17 protein-coding genes are annotated in these 16,091 nt (G+C 70.4%); 15 read left to right on the forward strand and 2 right to left on the reverse strand.

Annotated features, from left to right (window positions below; genetic code table 11):
• Positions 1-41 precede the first annotated feature (41 nt).
• The 8 genes from ACWGDX_RS19220 (at position 42) to ACWGDX_RS19255 (ending at position 7,703) form a co-directional block, all read left to right on the forward strand.
• Positions 42-1,142 (forward strand): C40 family peptidase, encoded by a 1,101-nt coding sequence (locus ACWGDX_RS19220; RefSeq protein ID WP_453627029.1) that lies wholly within the window; start codon positions 42-44, stop codon positions 1,140-1,142.
• A 133-nt stretch (positions 1,143-1,275) separates the two neighbouring features.
• Positions 1,276-1,584 carry a DUF6112 family protein gene (locus ACWGDX_RS19225; RefSeq protein ID WP_453627031.1) on the forward strand — a complete coding sequence of 103 codons (309 nt, stop codon included), beginning with the start codon at positions 1,276-1,278 and terminating at the stop codon, positions 1,582-1,584.
• Positions 1,584-2,276 (forward strand): hypothetical protein, encoded by a 693-nt coding sequence (locus tag ACWGDX_RS19230; protein ID WP_453627033.1) that lies wholly within the window; start codon positions 1,584-1,586, stop codon positions 2,274-2,276. The genes ACWGDX_RS19225 and ACWGDX_RS19230 overlap by 1 nt, the downstream gene beginning before the upstream one ends.
• Before the next feature lie 36 nt (positions 2,277-2,312).
• Positions 2,313-3,647: an SCO6881 family protein gene (locus ACWGDX_RS19235; protein WP_453627034.1), complete on the forward strand. Its 1,335-nt coding sequence runs from the start codon at positions 2,313-2,315 to the stop codon at positions 3,645-3,647.
• Positions 3,648-3,744: 97 nt separating this feature from the next.
• Positions 3,745-5,211, forward strand: a complete 1,467-nt coding sequence (locus ACWGDX_RS19240) for an SCO6880 family protein (protein ID WP_453627036.1) — start codon at positions 3,745-3,747, stop codon at positions 5,209-5,211.
• A 47-nt stretch (positions 5,212-5,258) separates the two neighbouring features.
• Positions 5,259-5,732 carry a DUF6238 family protein gene (locus tag ACWGDX_RS19245; RefSeq protein WP_453627038.1) on the forward strand — a complete coding sequence of 158 codons (474 nt, stop codon included), beginning with the start codon at positions 5,259-5,261 and terminating at the stop codon, positions 5,730-5,732.
• Positions 5,733-5,760: 28 nt separating this feature from the next.
• Positions 5,761-7,275, forward strand: a complete 1,515-nt coding sequence (locus ACWGDX_RS19250) for a VirB4 family type IV secretion system protein (protein WP_453627040.1) — start codon at positions 5,761-5,763, stop codon at positions 7,273-7,275.
• 131 nt (positions 7,276-7,406) lie between these two features.
• Complete coding sequence (locus tag ACWGDX_RS19255) at positions 7,407-7,703, forward strand: barstar family protein (protein WP_453627042.1); 297 nt, start codon at positions 7,407-7,409, stop codon at positions 7,701-7,703.
• Positions 7,704-7,724: 21 nt separating this feature from the next.
• Here the strand turns inward: ACWGDX_RS19255 and ACWGDX_RS19260 are convergent, their stop codons facing one another.
• A complete protein-coding gene (locus ACWGDX_RS19260; RefSeq protein WP_453627154.1) occupies positions 7,725-8,555 on the reverse strand; it encodes an IS5 family transposase in 831 nt (276 codons plus the stop codon).
• Between the two features lie 592 nt (positions 8,556-9,147).
• Here ACWGDX_RS19260 and ACWGDX_RS19265 point away from each other — a divergent pair.
• The 3 genes from ACWGDX_RS19265 (at position 9,148) to ACWGDX_RS19275 (ending at position 11,815) form a co-directional block, all read left to right on the forward strand.
• Positions 9,148-10,245, forward strand: coding sequence for a hypothetical protein (locus ACWGDX_RS19265; protein WP_453627044.1), 1,098 nt, complete (start codon positions 9,148-9,150; stop codon positions 10,243-10,245).
• Positions 10,246-10,392: 147 nt separating this feature from the next.
• A complete protein-coding gene (locus ACWGDX_RS19270) occupies positions 10,393-11,037 on the forward strand; it encodes a hypothetical protein (RefSeq protein ID WP_453627045.1) in 645 nt (214 codons plus the stop codon).
• 199 nt (positions 11,038-11,236) lie between these two features.
• Positions 11,237-11,815: a hypothetical protein gene (locus ACWGDX_RS19275; RefSeq protein ID WP_453627047.1), complete on the forward strand. Its 579-nt coding sequence runs from the start codon at positions 11,237-11,239 to the stop codon at positions 11,813-11,815.
• A gap of 8 nt (positions 11,816-11,823) precedes the next feature.
• Here the strand turns inward: ACWGDX_RS19275 and ACWGDX_RS19280 are convergent, their stop codons facing one another.
• Positions 11,824-12,243, reverse strand: coding sequence for a hypothetical protein (locus tag ACWGDX_RS19280; RefSeq protein ID WP_453627049.1), 420 nt, complete (start codon positions 12,241-12,243; stop codon positions 11,824-11,826).
• Positions 12,244-12,452: 209 nt separating this feature from the next.
• Between ACWGDX_RS19280 and ACWGDX_RS19285 the strand changes: the two genes are divergently transcribed.
• The 4 genes from ACWGDX_RS19285 (at position 12,453) to ACWGDX_RS19300 (ending at position 16,059) form a co-directional block, all read left to right on the forward strand.
• Positions 12,453-12,962: a hypothetical protein gene (locus tag ACWGDX_RS19285; protein WP_453627051.1), complete on the forward strand. Its 510-nt coding sequence runs from the start codon at positions 12,453-12,455 to the stop codon at positions 12,960-12,962.
• 21 nt (positions 12,963-12,983) lie between these two features.
• Positions 12,984-14,021, forward strand: coding sequence for a hypothetical protein (locus ACWGDX_RS19290; protein WP_453627052.1), 1,038 nt, complete (start codon positions 12,984-12,986; stop codon positions 14,019-14,021).
• Positions 14,022-14,073: 52 nt separating this feature from the next.
• The gene (locus tag ACWGDX_RS19295; RefSeq protein ID WP_453627054.1) at positions 14,074-15,237 is read left to right on the forward strand and encodes a hypothetical protein; all 1,164 of its coding nucleotides are present in this window, start codon (positions 14,074-14,076) and stop codon (positions 15,235-15,237) included.
• A 486-nt stretch (positions 15,238-15,723) separates the two neighbouring features.
• Positions 15,724-16,059 (forward strand): hypothetical protein, encoded by a 336-nt coding sequence (locus ACWGDX_RS19300; protein WP_453627056.1) that lies wholly within the window; start codon positions 15,724-15,726, stop codon positions 16,057-16,059.
• Positions 16,060-16,091 lie beyond the last annotated feature (32 nt).

The following is a 16,091-nucleotide window of genomic DNA, read 5'->3' on the forward strand; positions in this document are numbered from 1 at the left end:
CAGGCGCCGACCGGACGCCGACCGCGTGGAGGCGGCCCAGGGTGAAGTGGATAGCCGCCGGCATCGGCGTCGTCGTCCTCTCCCCCTTCCTCCTCGGCGGCGCAGCCATGATGGTGACCGCCTCCAGCCAAGCCGCCCAGAGCAGCGGATGCCTCGACGGCCTCGACACCGACGCCGTCGCCCAGCAGGTCACCAAGATCCTCGACGGTGCGAACAGCACGAACGTCCACATCGAGGGCCTGGACCTGCCCGCCGAGCAGATCCCCAACGCCCAGACCGTCGTCGCCACCGGCATCAGCCTCGACGTGCCCGAGCGGGGGCAGATCGTCGCCCTTGCCACCGCGATCCAGGAGTCACGGCTGCGCAACCTCGGCTCCGGCGACCGGGACTCGCTGGGCCTGTTCCAGCAGCGGCCCTCCCAGGGATGGGGCACCGCACAGCAGGTCCGCGACCCGGTCTACGCCTCGGAACAGTTCTACGAGCACCTGCTCAAGGTGCCTGGCTGGGAGCAGCTGACCGTCACTCAGGCCGCCCAGGCCGTGCAGAAGTCCGGGTTTCCGGATGCGTACGCGCAGTGGGAAAACCTGGCGACGGCCCTGCAGAAAGCCATCGCCGCGACCTTCCCGAACGCCGGCCATGACAGCGGCACCGACTCCGGGAGTGGCACATCCGGTTGCGGACCGTCCTCGGACGGCTCCGGGTACGGACGCATCCCCGAGGGAACTGTGCCGAAGGGATACACGATTCCCAAGGACGCGCCGCCGAAGGCACGCACGGCCATCGACTGGGCGATGCACCAGCTCGGCACGCTCTACCAGTGGGGCGGCACCTGCACCAACGCCCATGGTCCCGATCCGATGGGCCGCTGCGACTGCAGCTCGCTCATGCAGCAGGCTTACGCCCACGCCGGCATCACGATCGCCCGCACCACCTACACCCAGATCCACGACGGCAGAGCCGTCTCGTCGAAAGCCCTCCAGCCCGGCGACCTCGTCTTCAGCCGCGGCAGCGCCACACGGCCCGAGCACGTCGGCATGTACATGGGCTCCGGGCTCGTCATTGAGGCGCCGCGCACGTCCAAACCTGTCCGGATCACCCCGGTGAAGGACTGGACCATCCTCGCCGCACGGCGCGTGCTCTAGCACCGCTCCGCCCGGCCGCCGCGCCGGAAGGTACTCAGCGGGCATCGCGCGCCCGAGCGCTCCTCCCCCTTTTTCTTCCCGTTTCCCGCCGGGCCGTCTTCGGCTCGCGCATGCAAGGAGCTTCGCCATACCCATGTCACTCGTGGACCGTGTGGTCTACCTCGCCTACGATCCGGGCATCTCGCCCAAGGAGGGCGGTCTGCCCGGCCTCGCTGTGCTGAAGAACGTGGTCAGCTCGATCAATCTGTTCGGGATCATCGCGGTCGTCGGGGCGCTCGCTGTCTCGCTCGCGGTATGGGCCTGGGGCCATCACACCGGAGGCCACCAGGCCGAGGCCAATGGAAAGAAGGGCGCCACCGTCGCTGCGGGCGCGGCCCTCGGCCTCGGCGCCGCCAACGGGATCGTCCAGTTCTTCTCGGCCCTGGGATCGCAGGTCCACTGATGCCCAATCGCTTTCCCTCCCTGGCGGACTACGGGGTGGGCTGGTCGGCCAACCGCCGGATCCTGATCGTCGCGGTCATCATCACCGTCCTGATCGCCGTCGCCGGTACGGTCGCGTGGCTCACCGGGCGCGGCGAACAGCAAGATCGCACCAGCGCCCCGGCCGCTACCGCGACCGCGACGAGCGGCCCTTCGTCGGGCGCCCATGCCCCGGAGCCAAGGTCCGGGTCTGGCTCGGTGCCCGTGCCGCCGCAGATCTCCGACCCCCTCGCCTACGCCAGGGCCGCGGCAGTGATGTTGTGGTCCTACGACACGCGCGATACCGCCCGTGACCAGCAACTGGCCGGGATGCGGGCGTGGATGACGCGGGAAGCCGAGTACACCGACTGGGCCTCCGTCTCCTCCCAGGTCCCGGACCCGGTGCTGTGGTCGCGGATGGCCGACCAGGACCAGCACGCCTCCGCCACGGTCACCGAGGGCCACTACCCCTCCGCGTTCAAGCAGGCGCTGGCCGAGGACCCCTCCGCGATCACCGAGGCGTACATCTACGCCGTCACGGTCAACGGCACCCAGCACATCGCCTGGAAAGCTGGCGGTGGCGGTGCCGAGGAGCGTGCCGTGACGCTCGCCGTGCAGTGCCGGCCCGGCCACGACTGCACCCTCGCCGGCATAGCCCCCCGCGTCGTGCCGTAACCGACGACAGAGACAGAAAGGAGGGGGCAGCTCCCTTTGGGTTTCTGCGACTTTCCCCTCGCGGACAAGCTGTGCACCGTTGGTGACGCAGTCGACTTCGTGTCCGACCCCGGCCAGGCGATCGGCGACTGGATCGCGAAAAGCTCCGGCGAACTCGCCGCCACCGCAGCTGACCTGGCGGCGAAATCCGTCAACGCCACCACCCGCGTCGACCTGAACGCGGGATGGTTCCGCGACAACTACGAAACGCTCCTGCCAATCGGCCTGATCATCCTGGTCGCGACATTCTGCGCCCAGCTCGTACGGGCAGCGATCCGACGCGACGGCCAGGCCCTCACACAAGCCTTTACCGGCACGGCCTCCGGCGTGATCTTCGCCTTCGCCGCCATCGCCCTGACCACCATCGCCATCGAGGTGGTCGACGCACTGTCGGACGGCCTGTTCCAAGCCTCCCACTTGTCGATCGAAGAGGCCGTACGCCGCATCGTCAAAGTCTCCCAGATCGGCGCCCTGTCCGGCCTCGGCTGGATGACCCCCACCCTCGCCGCCCTGGGCGCCGCCATCGGCGCCGTCCTGTACTGGTGCGTGATGATGGTCCGCAAGGTCGGCATCCTCGTCCTCGTCACCCTCGCGGTCTTCGCCGGTGCGGGAGGCGGCTGGGAAGCCGCCCGCAGATGGCGCAAGGGCTGGATCGAAGCCACCGCCACCCTCGTCGTCTCCAAGCTCCTGATGACGATCATCTTCGTGCTCGGCATCGCCGCGATGGGCGAGACCGACTCCAAGGACGGCCTGGCCGCGCTCGCCGACGTCATGTCCGGCATCGTCATCATGATCATGGTGCTGCTGTGCCCCTACGCCACCTTCAAGTTCGTGCACTGGGCCGCAGAAGGGAGCGACGGCGAGTCGCTCCACCGCGCCGGCGGCGCGGGCGCGCAGATCGCCAAGCAGCACGCGGAGAAGGCCGGACGCAAAGCCGCCGCGATGGCGGCCACGGCCGGCACCGGAGGCGCGGCGGCCGGAGCAGGCGCCGCCCCGCAAGGCCCCGACGCGGTACCCGGCGGCAGCTTCCCCGGCGATATCGCCACCAACCCCACCAGCGGCGGTGACAGCCGGGGAGGCGGAGGCTCGGGCTTGTCGCCTGCGGGCGACGCCCTCAAGGCCGGTCTGGAGAAGGCGGTCCAGCCGCCACCGACCGGCCCAGCCTCCGATACGGGCGGTCTCGGCGGCGGCCCCGGCCACGGCGGCTCCGGCCCCGGCAGCGGGGCAGGCCAGGGTGGCGGATGGATGAGCCAGCCGGACTCAGATGTCTCGACGCCACCGCCCCAGGGCGCCCCGCCAGCCCCGAACTCCGCAGGCACGAGCGGCCTCTGACTCTGCCCGGAATCCGTGACGGGAGGCACCACACCGCCTGTGGTGCCTCCCGCCCCGGCGCCCCGTCCCGCCCCGCGTATCCCCCGGAAACGGCCCCTTGTCTGAACTCGCCATCCACCCGCTCACGGTCAAATTCCCGCACCGGTCACGGCGTGGCATCCTGCTCGGCCTGTCCCTGCCCCAACTCGTCCTCGTCTCCTGCGCCCTCGCATTGCTGCTGGTCACCGTAGTCAGCACCGGCCTGCTGGGAGCCATCGCGCTCACACCCCTGTGGGCCGTGGTCGCCACCCTGGTCGCGATCCGCCGCCACGGCCGGTCGCTGATCGACTGGGCGCCGGTCGTCGCCCGCTACGGTCTGCGGCGCCGCACCGGACAGACCCTGTGGCTCGCCCGGCCCGTCTCCCGGCCCCGGCAGGACGGGCTGCTCCACCTGCCCGGCACCGCCGCGTCCCTGCGCGTGGTCACCCCGGCCGGATCGCGGGCCGCCGCCGTACACGACCCCCGCGCGCAGACCCTGACCGCCGTCGCCCGTGTCTCCTCCCGGGCCTTCGCGCTCCTCGACCCGGCGACCCAGACCCACCACGTCACCGGGTGGGGCCGGGCACTGGCGGGCATGGCCCGGACCGGGCACATCGCCACCATCCAGGTCCTGGAACGCACCGTCCCCGACTCCGGCGACACCCTCGCCCGCCACTGGACCCAGCAGGGCCGCCCCGATACCCCCGTCGCCGGTCAGGTCTACACCGATCTCGTCGCTTCCGCCGGACCCGCCGCCGCACCCCACGAGGCGTATCTCGCTCTCTCCCTCGATCTGAAGGCCGCCAAGCGCCTCATCTCCCAGGCTGGCGGCGGGCTGCCGGGGGCGTTCACGGTCATGGAGCAGAGCACCACCTCCCTCGCGCAGGCAGCCCGCGGTGCCGGGCTGACGGTGACCGGCTGGCTCACCGCACGGGAGATCGCCGCCGTGATCCGCACCGCGTACGACCCCGCCGCGCTCGCCGGTCTGCAGCAGTGGTCATCGTCCGGCCGGGCCGAGGCCGACCCCGCTGCCGCCGGGCCCGTGGTCCAGGTCGAGGAGTACGACCGCCTCGCCACCGACTCCGCCCGCCACACCACCTACTGGGCCGAGAACTGGCCCCGCACCGAAACGGGCCCAGGCTTCCTGCACGGCCTCATGTTCACCGCCGGGGTCCGGCGCAGCCTGTCCCTCATCTACGCGCCGCAGGGGCTGGAGTCGGCGATGCGGGACGTGCAGCGCAAGAAGGCCGCGATCATCGCCGACGCCAACGAACGTGCCCGGCGGGGGCAGGTCGATTCCGAGGCCGATTCCGTCGAGTACGCCGACGTCAAACAGCGCGAGCGCCAGCTCATCGCCGGCCACGCCGACGTCGCCCTGACCGGACTGCTCACCGTCTCCGCGCAGACCGACGCGCTGCTGGACGCCGCGTGTGCGCAGATCGAGACCGCCGCCGTCACCGCCGGGGTCGACCTGAGAAGGCTCACCTTCCAGCAGCCCGAAGCGTTCACCCTCGGCGCCCTGCCGCTCGCCCGCAGGGCCCTGTGACCATCCGCCGACACCCTGCCCTTCCGGCGGGAAGGACTCTCTCCCCTTTGACCACCGCGCCCCGTGCCGATGACGCGCACCCCTATCTGAGGGCCGCCAGCGCCGGCATCCGCCACCACACACGCACACACGCCACCAAAAACACCGGCACACCGCCCGCCCCCGCGGACCGGCTCCACCTCGACGTGCTGCACACGCACCTCACCACACTGCACCAGCTCCTCGACCAGCTCAGCGAGGCCGCCAGGCCGCCCCATCCGGCGGCGGGCCGCTATCTGGCCACCGCGCACACGCGGCTGTGGCAGGCCGCCACCGCCGTCCACGACGCGTTCCACCTCCTGCCCGCCGCCGAACACCAGGGCGACGACGCGGAGTGCCACCCCGAACGGCTGCCGGAGGGGCCGCCGGTGCTGACCATCTGCCAGCGCCATCTCGCCTCCGGCCACGCGATCCGCCGCAAGACCACACCGGCCGACCTCAGCGCGCCGCTCCACGGCCACACCACCACCTGCGTCCGATGAACACAACCCGCCGAGGAGAGATCCCGCGATGAGCCACCGGCCTGCCCAGCGTGCACAACGCGCCTCCGCATCCCCGCTGTTCACCCCGCACGGCACCGACCGCGCCAGCCGCAAGTCCGCCCGCCGGCAGCTCACCGAGGCCGCTGCCAGGGCACGCGCCGAAACCACCGCCCAGCGGGCGGAAGCCGAACCCGCCGAGCAGGAAGCCCCGCGTCCTGTCTTCCCTGCAGGGGGACGGCCTGGGCCGGCTTCGGCACGGGGCAGCAGGCTGCGGCTGCCGGCTCACCGTATGACCACCGCCATCGCGGCCGGGGCCTATCCCTTCCTCGCCGAAGGCGGCCTCGGCGCCGAAGGCATATACATCGGCCGCGACGTCCACGCCGAAGCATCGTTCTGCTTCGACCCGTTCGCCCTGTACGGAAAGATCGAAGGTTTCACCAACCCCAACGTCCTGCTCGCCGGAGTCATCGGGCAGGGCAAGAGCGCCCTGGCCAAAAGCTTCGCACTCCGGTCCGTGGCCTTCGGCTACCGCGTCTACGTCCCCTGCGACCCCAAGGGCGAATGGACACCGGTCGCCTCCGCGCTCGGCGGCACCTCCATCACCCTCGGCCCCGGCCTGCCCGGCAAGCTGAATCCGCTCGACGCGGCGCCGCGGCCCGATTCGGTTCCGGAATCCGACTGGGCTGGCGAGATCCGCAAACGGCGCCTGCTGCTCCTCGGCTCGCTGGCCCGTACCGTCCTCGGACGGGATCTGCTGCCGATGGAGCACACCGCCCTCGACGTCGCCCTCGACACCGTCGTCACCCACGCAGCCCGGGACAGTCGGGTTCCGCTGCTCGGTGACATCGCCACCACCCTCAACCACCCCGACCAGCTCGACGCGGCCGGCGGCATCATGTCAGGACGCCTGGGCGACGCCGCCCGCGACCTCGCCCACGCCATGCGCCGCCTCGTCCACGGCGACCTCGCCGGCATGTTCGACGCACCCAGCACCGTGCGCTTCGACCCGGACAGCCCGATGCTCACCATCGACCTGTCCCAGCTCGGCGGATCCGGCGACGACACCGCCCTCGTCCTCGCCATGACCTGCGCGTCCGCCTGGATGGAATCAGCGCTGACCGACCCGAACGGCGGGCGGCGCTGGATCGTCTACGACGAAGCCTGGCGCCTCATGCGCCACCCCGGCCTCCTCCAGCGCATGCAGTCCCAATGGAAGCTGAGCCGCGGCCTGGGCATCGCCAACCTGATGGTCATCCACCGGCTCTCCGACCTGCTCACCGCCGGCGACGCCGGATCACGCGGACGCGCCCTCGCCGAAGGACTCCTCGCCGACTGCTCCACCCGCATCATCTACCGGCAGGAAACCGACCAGCTCCACGCCGCCGCCACACTGCTCGGCCTGACCACTGTGGAGAGCGACGCCATCTCCCACCTCAACCGAGGCCGCGGACTCTGGAAAGTCGCCGGACGATCCTTCATCGTGCAGCATCTCCTCCACCCACAAGAGGCCCGGCTGTTCGACACCGACGCCCGCATGCACTGAAAAGGCGCCGAGTTCCCGAATACCGACAGCCTGATCCCCGTGAACCGAAGGGTGGCGGAGTGATGACGGGCCTAGAGCCTGTCTCTTTGACCGGTGAGTGCCTCGCGGTGAGGGCTAGTTAGTCTGCTGCGATGACGAATAGCGAGCTGATCGTTGACCTGCGCGGTCGGCCGATCGAGACACTCAACGACTTCTGGGACGCGGTTGCCGAGCCGTGCGGGCTGCCGGGGTGGTTCGGGCGGAACCTGGACGCGTGGTCGGACACGATCGAGACCCGGGGCATCTCTGAGGTGATCGACAGCCACGAGATTCTGATCGTGCACGTCGACCAGCGGGGTCTCTTCGGTGGGCACCGGCGGGAGGCCAACCTCCTGGCCGGCATCTTTGACGGAGAGCAGAACCGACTCGTCGTCCATGGGCCGGTCTGACGAACCCTTCGGACACCTTGCTCAGCGCCGGACCCAGATGAGGATGGCAGCGAGGTGGAGTGCAGCCTGGTAGGCCATGGCGAGCTTGTCCGCCCGCATCGCGAGGCCGCGCCACTGCTTGAGCCGGGCGATGCACCACTCGACGGCATTGCGCTCCTTGTACGCCTCGGCGTCGAAGCCGGGCGGGCGGCCTCCGGCGCGGCCTCGCAGCAAACGGCTACCGATCTGATCGGCAGGCTGCGGGATGACCGCACGGACACCACGCCGCCGGAGGTGCCCACGAATCGCGCGGGAAGAGTAGGCGCGATCCGCAAGGACGACCGCAGGGCAGGTTCTTGGCCTACCGAGTCCACTCCGCGGGACCCGGATTCCGGCCATGACCGCCTCGAAGGCCGGTGCGTCACCGGCCTGACCCGCGGTGACGTGGATGGACAGAGGCCGTGCCCGACGGTCACTGGCCAGGTGGACCTTCGTGCTCAAGCCGCCGCAGGAGCGTCCGAGTGCGTGGTCCTCGGGCTCGGACCGGCCGGGTGCCCCCTTTTCCTGGCTCCGGCCGAATGCTGGTGAGCACGGCAGACGGTGGAGTCGACCGAGACTGTCCAGCCCAAGTCGTCCTCGGCATCCGCCGCTGCGAGGACCGCCGCGAGGATCCGTTCCCATGTGCCGTCCACGGCCCCACCTGATCAGGCGTTTGTGGGCGGTCTGAAAGGGTCCGAGCTCCTCTGGCAGGTCGCGCCAGGGTGAGCAGGTGCGGTACTTCCACGCGATGGCTTCCAGGGTCCGGCGGTAGTTGGCCCATCGTCGTCCGCGCTCCGGATCGGCCAGCATCAGCGGCTCGATCCGGGCCCACATCGCATCAGTGATCACTAACCGGACAGGCACATCCAATCAACTGATCAACCCATCAAAGAGACACGCTCTAACCGAAGGGGTGGATCGGGGCACCCCGGGCTCGATACCGGGCGAGTGCCTCGCGGGCATCCGGGACGAACTCGGAGCGCAGACCCGCTGCTGTGCCCTCATCTCATCACCAGCCCGCACCTCTCGCCCACCGCAACCGCGGACGCGGACCACGCAAGGAAGTCGGACGTTTCTGCATCCCACGCGAGCCCGTCCTCGTCAACACCCAAGCTCCCTTGGCCGCCGATATCTCTGAGTTCGCGCGGACCGCGCCCCTGATTCCCATGAACCCACCGCCGGGTGCCCGATGAAGAGGCATTCCGTCCGCCAAGTCTCCGAAGCTGCATGGCAGCTGGGGCTGGTGGTCTGGCGTTCCAGCGTGCCGACGCGCGGGAGTACGGCAGTGTTTGACGCTACGCAGCAGAGAGACACGTGAAGACCTCGATGCCAGTCCGCGCAGCCGCCACACTGACCGCTCCCACAGGCCGGAAGCTGCACTGTGCTGTACCTCGGCACTCCTTCCGGGCCTGACATACGAGCCGCGATGAGCGCCGGGCTGATCGGCTGCATGACCACCCCCGCGCAAGGCGCGGTGATTCCACCGGCCGCCGAATACGCCTGCGACAACGGCAAGTTCGGCAAGGGCTGGCCCGGTCACGACGCGTGGTACGCCTGGCTGGAGCGCACGGTCGAGCGGTACGGCACCGACCGGTGCCTGTGGGCGGTCGCTCCCGATGTCCCCTTCGACGCGGCAGGCACACTCACCGAGTCCCTTCCGTGGCTGCCCCGTATCCGTGCCCTGGGTATTCCGGCCGCGTTCGCCGCGCAGAACGGATGCGACCTGCTCGGGATTCCGTGGCATGCGTTCGACGTCCTGTTCATCGCCGGATCCACCGAATGGAAGATCGGACCCGTCGCCGAGCGACTCGCCCGCGAAGCGAAGACGCGGGGCAAGGGCGTCCATATGGGCCGGGTCAACTCCCTGCGCAGGATGGGCATCGCCGAATGGTTCGGCTGCGGCACCGCCGACGGCACCTACCTCGCATTCGGCCCGGATAAGAACCTGCCCCGTCTCCTTCGCTGGGTCGACGAACTCGACCGCCACCCCTCCCTCGCCGCAGGGCACACCGAGGCCCACGTCCCCACACACACGGCCGCACCGCCCGGTCGGCTCGCCCGTCATGAACCCCGCCCCGGAGCCATCCTGACCACCAACGAGAACACCGTCACGCCGACAGATCTGGACGGCTGCTACGTCCACGGCCACGCGGTCCTCCACCTCACCGACCAGCTCAACGCCGCCACGTCGTACGAGCGGGCCGCCGAACTGACCGACCAGGTCCTGCACCCGACGGACGGACTGCTGGAACGCCTCGCGGACTTCGCCGAAGCCGCGGCCGAGAAAGCCAGGGAATCCGACCACGAGGACGGCTTCGATCTGCACGACGACTTCGAGGACGCGGCGGCATCCCTGCGCGGCCTGTCCGAAGACCTGCACACGGCCGTCGAGCGGATGCGCGCTCTCGGGGCGCCGCCGCGCCAGAGCCCGCAGGCACGGATCGCCGCCTCCTACGCCACCACCGCAACCGCACTGCCCCCGCAACCCGCCCCGCCCGCCGCCCGCCCCCGGCACCCACGCTGACCGGCTGGCGGAACCCCATGCCCCAGCCAGCCCCGCACCGGCCTGGCCGCGTTCGCCACCGCTGTAGCCGAACGCCTGCCCGGCACCTGGACCAACACCTACCACCGGCACACCGCATACCGGGACCAGTTCCCCCTCACCGAACACGTGTGGGACAACGGCAACGCCGACCGGGCCCTCGCACAGTTCGTACTTCGCCATGACGCCGTCCTCGCCGGACCCGACAGCCAGAGCCTCTACGTCATCGACCGGCCGATGCACCCCGGGCAGTTCCTCGCCGCAGCCCTCGCCCCCGACGGCTTCAAGGACCACCACTTCGACGGTGTGGACGAGCCCAACGCAATCGCCGTCCACAAAGATCCCGTACGAGCCGCCACCCAGATCTCCCGCCGTCTGCTGCCCCGCTACCACCAGGCACTGAACGCAGTGCGAGACAACGCCCGCCGACAGCCCGAACCACCCCCGCCCCGGCCCACACCACCCGCAGTGAACCAGGTAGTCACTTTCACCTGGCACACCAACGGCACGCTCGCCACCCCCGCCGCCGGACTGAACCAGGAAGCGAAAACCACCTTGTACCTCCACGGCTTCCAGCACCGCCCCCGGGACGAAGCCTTCCTCCTCCCCACGGCGTACGGTGACGCCGGACAGGCCCTGCGCATCCAGGAAGCCGCCCGGCAACTCGCCGCATACGGCGTCGGCGTCAACCTCCGCCACGCCACACCCATCGCCACCGGCACTCGTTCGGCAGCGCACCGCGAGACCCGCCCCGCCCGGCATCCCCGACGGTGACATGGCCCCTCCTCACACCCGCCGCACGAGGCCGTGCATCACGGCGTAGCGCTGACCCCAGGAACGGTCACCGCCGCAGGTTCCCCAGGCCGCTGTTCCACCGAAAGCTCTTCCCCTGCCTGGCCGGCTCGGTGTGTTTCAGCGGGCAGACCCCATTTCAGCAGTTCCTGACCCCACCGACCTCTACGGAATCACGCTCTTGGCCCTCGACGTCGACAACCCCGACCACCTGCTCCGCCTCGCTGGACAGATCTCCAGATATGCCCGGCGACTTCCCGACCCGCAGGCGCACACCGACGACAACGTCACCGAAAACATCGAAGACCGGATCGCCTCCATCGGCGATCTGCTCACCAGACTGGCGTACGAACTGTCCTACCGACGCGGCGAAGCAGCCCGCCTTCCCCGCGCCCACACCCGGGTCCACCGCCGTGGCACCGCCGCTGTGGCCCGCGCCGCCCACCCCGTCGGCCAAGCCCTCGCCGACCTCGGCGCCATCGTGGAACAGCTCGGCTTTCTCCACCAGGTCGCCGAGTACGCGCCGACCGCCGAGCTTGCGGACGCCGTCCGCTCCGCGCACGAGATCATGGGCGACCGCCTCGACAGCGCCCGCTCCCACCTCAGCCGTGCCGCCCAGCAACTCGAACAGGACGCCCGCCGCCTCCTGGACCCGCCCGGCAACCACACACTCACACGCGGCGCGGCCCCGGTCCACGCCCCCAGTGCCACGTCCCGCCTCCCCGCAGCACCGCGTCCGCCCTCCCCGACGGCCCGCTGACGTCCCGGCTACTTCCAGGAGCTTCCCTGTCCCATCCCGACTTCGAGCTGTACGACAACGTCGGCCGTACCACCGAACAGATCCACGCCTACAACACCAACACCCCAACCAGCGACGACCTCCACCGCTGGGCCGCACACGACGCGCGGCAGTTCACCGACTCCCTGGCCGTGGCCGAGGCCGGGCAGAACATCACCGCCTGGACCGACCAGCTCCCCAACGCCCGAAGTGCCGCGGAGTTCCAGGCCGTGACCGAAGCGGTCCTGGGCGACGGGCACAGTGCGCTCGGTGCCCTGCACCAGTTCCTGGAAGCCGCCGCCGAGTGGTGTGACCGCAATGAGGAACCGGGCATCGCCTGCCGCTACCGCGCCGGTGCAACCCGCCTCGCCGCATTCGGTGACGAGTTCGCCCACCTCGGTGAAGACCATCTCGCCCGCACCTACAGCCCTATACCAGCGGCAGTTCAGACAACACCGGCCCGCGCAACTTCAGCGCCACCGCCCCCGGCCGCGGGTACGCCGCCCCGTGGCCCGGCCCGCTGATCGGCCGTCGAAGGAGACCGACCCTGTCGACCCGATCGTTCGTCGCCCGCCCCACCGATACCGGCTACGAGGGAATCCACGTCCACCTCGACGGAGTGCCCAGCCACCATCTCCCGCTGCTGCTGACCGCCTTCCAGTACCGCTTCAGCCGCGACCTCGACGCCATGAGCCGGCACCTCATCGACACCGTGAGCGTCGCCTGGGACGAACTGGGCACCGACCTCCTCGACGGCGCGCCCGACGCCCTCCTCACCGCGCTGACCGGCGGCGAGCAGTGGCCCAGCACAACACTGAATCTGATCACTCCCGACGGCTCACCCCCGAAGCGCATGACCGTCACCGACGAAACCGCAGCCGAGCAGGACATGCAGTGGGGCTACGTCCTGTACCCGTCCGGCATCGAAGTCATCAGCCTCACCGAAGACAACCACGGCCCCCTGGTCCGTTGGGAGACCGACCCCCGTACACGGTTCAGCGACCATCCCCGCCTGTGGAGTCCTGCCCGCCCGGTACCGGCCACGGCACCACCTCAGGCCACGCGCATTCCTGCGGCACCCGCCAAACCGACGACCGCGCCCGCACCGTCCACCGTGGCCAGGCACTGACCCGAAAGCCTCCGCCCGTCCATGACCTCACCCGCACAGATCACCCTGTTCCTCAGCAGCACGAGAGAACACATCATCGCCCTGCCTGGCGGGACCCGTCACGCCTGGGCCGTAACCGCCCTGGACCTGGCGGGCTTCACACGGCAGCACGACGGCATCCACGCCCTTGCGCTCACCGACCCCGCCGCGGCACGTGAGGCCCTGGCCCACCTCACCCTCACCGCGAGCAGCTGCCAGGTCCTTCCCACCATCAGCGACCGCCCCTACCTGGGCGACATCGCCTCGGACATCACGGCACTCATGCCCGGACGGTGGCAGGTGACCACCGAGAACTTCGCCCTGTCCGACCGGCGGCAGGACATCGCCTCCTGGCTCTGGGGTCCGGAGAGCCTCACCGCCGCCATCACGCGGGGACACGTGCCCTGCGGTGCCGTCCTGAGCAGCCCGGACAACAGAGAATTCCTCCTGGTTGAGCTCCCCAGTGACAGCCGCTATATCCTCGCCGCCTTTGTGCCGGAGGCCGCCTACCTTGACCTCCCCGTGCCGGCGCCATTGGCCGTCACAGCGCCCACCCCGCAGTCGGCCGCGTCCGCCCTGCGGACCAGACTGCTGCCCACGTATGAACGGGCGGTCCGCCTCGCGCACCTGCACGAGGCCCAGGAGGACCTGACCTGGGCGCAGGAAACCTTCAAGCCCGGCACCATGTCCGAGCCGTACCCCTCTGGCCTTGCCGACAAGCTCGAGGCGTTCCGCACGCACGTACCGGAGTTCATCGACGCCATCCGTCACGACCCCCACGTCCTCACTCCGGACGCGGCGGCGTTCGCCGACCGCATCGAAGCCGCCCTCGGCACGGAGCGCCCCGCCACCGAGGAGACCGGCGCTCCCGAGGCGATGGCGCTGTGGCTGGCCGAAGGCAAGCGTCTGATCGAGCTGGCCAGAGCTGCTATGCCCACCGCCGAACCTCCCACCGCGTCGGCGACAGCCTGCCCCGCCCAGTCGGCGCCAGCCCCGCCCCCGCCGCCCGCGCCCGAGCCCGCCCACGGGAAGCGCCGCTAGTTCCCACCCCTCGGCGGCCACCTCCTCCCTCAGCTCCCCGCCAGGAACCCTCTTGCCCACAACCTCAACCGCGCAGATCACGCTCTGCTTCAGCCGCGACAGCGGCATTGTCGCCATCGCCCATGGCGAGCAGTACCCGTGGGCGCAGACCGCTCTGGAAACCTCCGGTTTCCAGCGGCGTGAGAACGGCACCTACGCACTGCCTGCCGCCGATCCGGAGACCGCCCGCGCCACGGTCACCGCCCTGGCATTTACTGTGGAACGCCACCGGACCACCGTGACCATCAGCCACCGCCGCTACCTCGGCGAAATCGCGGAGGAACTCGCCGCCCAGCTGCCCGGCACGTGGAGTGCGACGCTGTCGGTTCACAGCCACCCCGTGTGGCAGGAAGACCTCGTGCCCTGGCTGTGGGACTCCGGCGAACTCTCCCAGACGGTGCAGACAGCCCGCGTCCTCTGCGCCGCGACGCTCAGCAACGGCGCGGGCATCGAACTACTGCTCATCGAACGCCCCGGACCCGGCCGCGACGCCTACATAGTGGGCGCGTTCGCACCCGAAGATTTCGACGACAACTACGAGGAACCGAACGCCCCGGCCAGCCTCGTCGCCACAGCGCCGGAGCTGGCCGCCGCCATCACCGGCCGCTTCCTGCCCGCCTACCAGCAGGCCCTGCACACCCGGCGCACCAACGAAGCCGCCGAGGCACTCGCCCGGATCCGCGAGGAACACGAAACCCTGCGGGCGATGAGCGACTCCGCCCGGTTCAGCGACGGTATGCCGCTGGGCATCGGTGGTCTCGCCGAGGCGACCGCCGCCTTCCACTCACGTGCCTGGCTGGGCTTCCAGGACTTTCTCGCCCACGGCCCCGCCCTGCTGGAGGCGTGCCGTCCCGCCGCCACCGACTGGCCCGAGGACTCGGGAGCACTCGACCGCCTGCGCACCGCCCTTCAGCAGACCAGCGCCGCCCTGGCCGGAGGGAACAGGGAACCGGAGGATCCGTGGCGGACGGCCGGGGAGGCGCGAGCGAGCTGGAATGCCCGGCTGTGGTCGGCGGTCGAGATCTGGCTGAGGGACGGCGACGCACTCATCCGCCAAGCCCGCGCAGCAGCCCCGCCCGGCCGCCGCACCGCGCCGCCCGCAGGGGACACGAGCCTTCTTCCCGCGCCGCCGGCCCTGCCGCCACCACCGCCGGGTCCTGCGCCTCCATGCCGCTGACCCCGCCCAGAGAAAGGGACTACTTCTGTCCGACCATCACTTCCATTTCGGCGCCCACCCCGATCACGGCTTCGTCGCCCGCGCCACCGGGAGAACGCCTGCGCACCTGGCCGAGTGGTTCCTCGTCCGCGAACAGTTCGAACCCGTTCCCGGCACGGCCGGCCTGTACCGGCTCGCCAACCCGCAGACGGACGGTCCACGGCGCACCCGCCAAGCGGTCCATGACCTGCGCACGAAGGGCTTCGGCGTCTACGCCGACTACGCCCTCGACCCCGCCGTCACTCCCGATCCGCCACTGCCGACCGTCCGCAACGGGCTGGTCGACCGTCGATCCCGGATCGCGCAGGCCGCCGCCACCCGTTCGCCCCAGCGCGGTCCCGCTCTCACCACCACACCGCCCAGCAGCAGGCTCAACCCGCCCAAGCCGACCCAGGCGCCAACCACCAGCGTCACGCAACTCGGCAGGCGCGGACACAGCAGGCGTACGTGAGCATTGACCCGATCTGCATCCTCCGAGGACGCGGCGGTCAGGTCCAGGTCGAAGGGCCGATCGACGAGTTCGCTGCCGGCATCCTCAGACGGGCCGGGTTCATGACCGTCCCCGTCCTGTCCGGCCAGTGGGTCCGCCTGCCGTTCGACCTGGGCGAAGCCTGGGAGAACGAACACACTTCCTGGGCCGCCGACATGCTCACCGCCGCCCGCTACCCGGTCGAACTCGACGCCACCCTGCGCCCGTGTGGCACCAGCACCACATCCGCCTCCGCACCCCGGGCTGGCATGAGGGCGCAGCCCGCTCAGCCCGGGCACCGCCGATGTCGCTGAACCGCCCCAAAGGAGGGCACATCCCCGGCACC

It is taken from the genome of Streptomyces sp. NPDC055025 (assembly GCF_053608565.1).

Excerpts from the sequence above, each read along its gene's own strand:
- ACWGDX_RS19250 (WP_453627040.1), top strand. The coding sequence starts at position 5,761 with ATGAGCCACCGGCCTGCCCAGCGTGCACAACGCGCCTCCGCATCCCCG.
- ACWGDX_RS19230 (WP_453627033.1), top strand. The coding sequence starts at position 1,584 with ATGCCCAATCGCTTTCCCTCCCTGGCGGACTACGGGGTGGGCTGGTCG.
- ACWGDX_RS19290 (WP_453627052.1), top strand. The coding sequence starts at position 12,984 with ATGACCTCACCCGCACAGATCACCCTGTTCCTCAGCAGCACGAGAGAA.
- ACWGDX_RS19265 (WP_453627044.1), top strand. The coding sequence starts at position 9,148 with ATGAGCGCCGGGCTGATCGGCTGCATGACCACCCCCGCGCAAGGCGCG.
- ACWGDX_RS19225 (WP_453627031.1), top strand. The coding sequence starts at position 1,276 with ATGTCACTCGTGGACCGTGTGGTCTACCTCGCCTACGATCCGGGCATC.
- ACWGDX_RS19260 (WP_453627154.1), bottom strand. The coding sequence starts at position 8,555 with ATGTGGGCCCGGATCGAGCCGCTGATGCTGGCCGATCCGGAGCGCGGA.
- ACWGDX_RS19280 (WP_453627049.1), bottom strand. The coding sequence starts at position 12,243 with ATGGTCTTCACCGAGGTGGGCGAACTCGTCACCGAATGCGGCGAGGCG.
- ACWGDX_RS19255 (WP_453627042.1), top strand. The coding sequence starts at position 7,407 with ATGACGAATAGCGAGCTGATCGTTGACCTGCGCGGTCGGCCGATCGAG.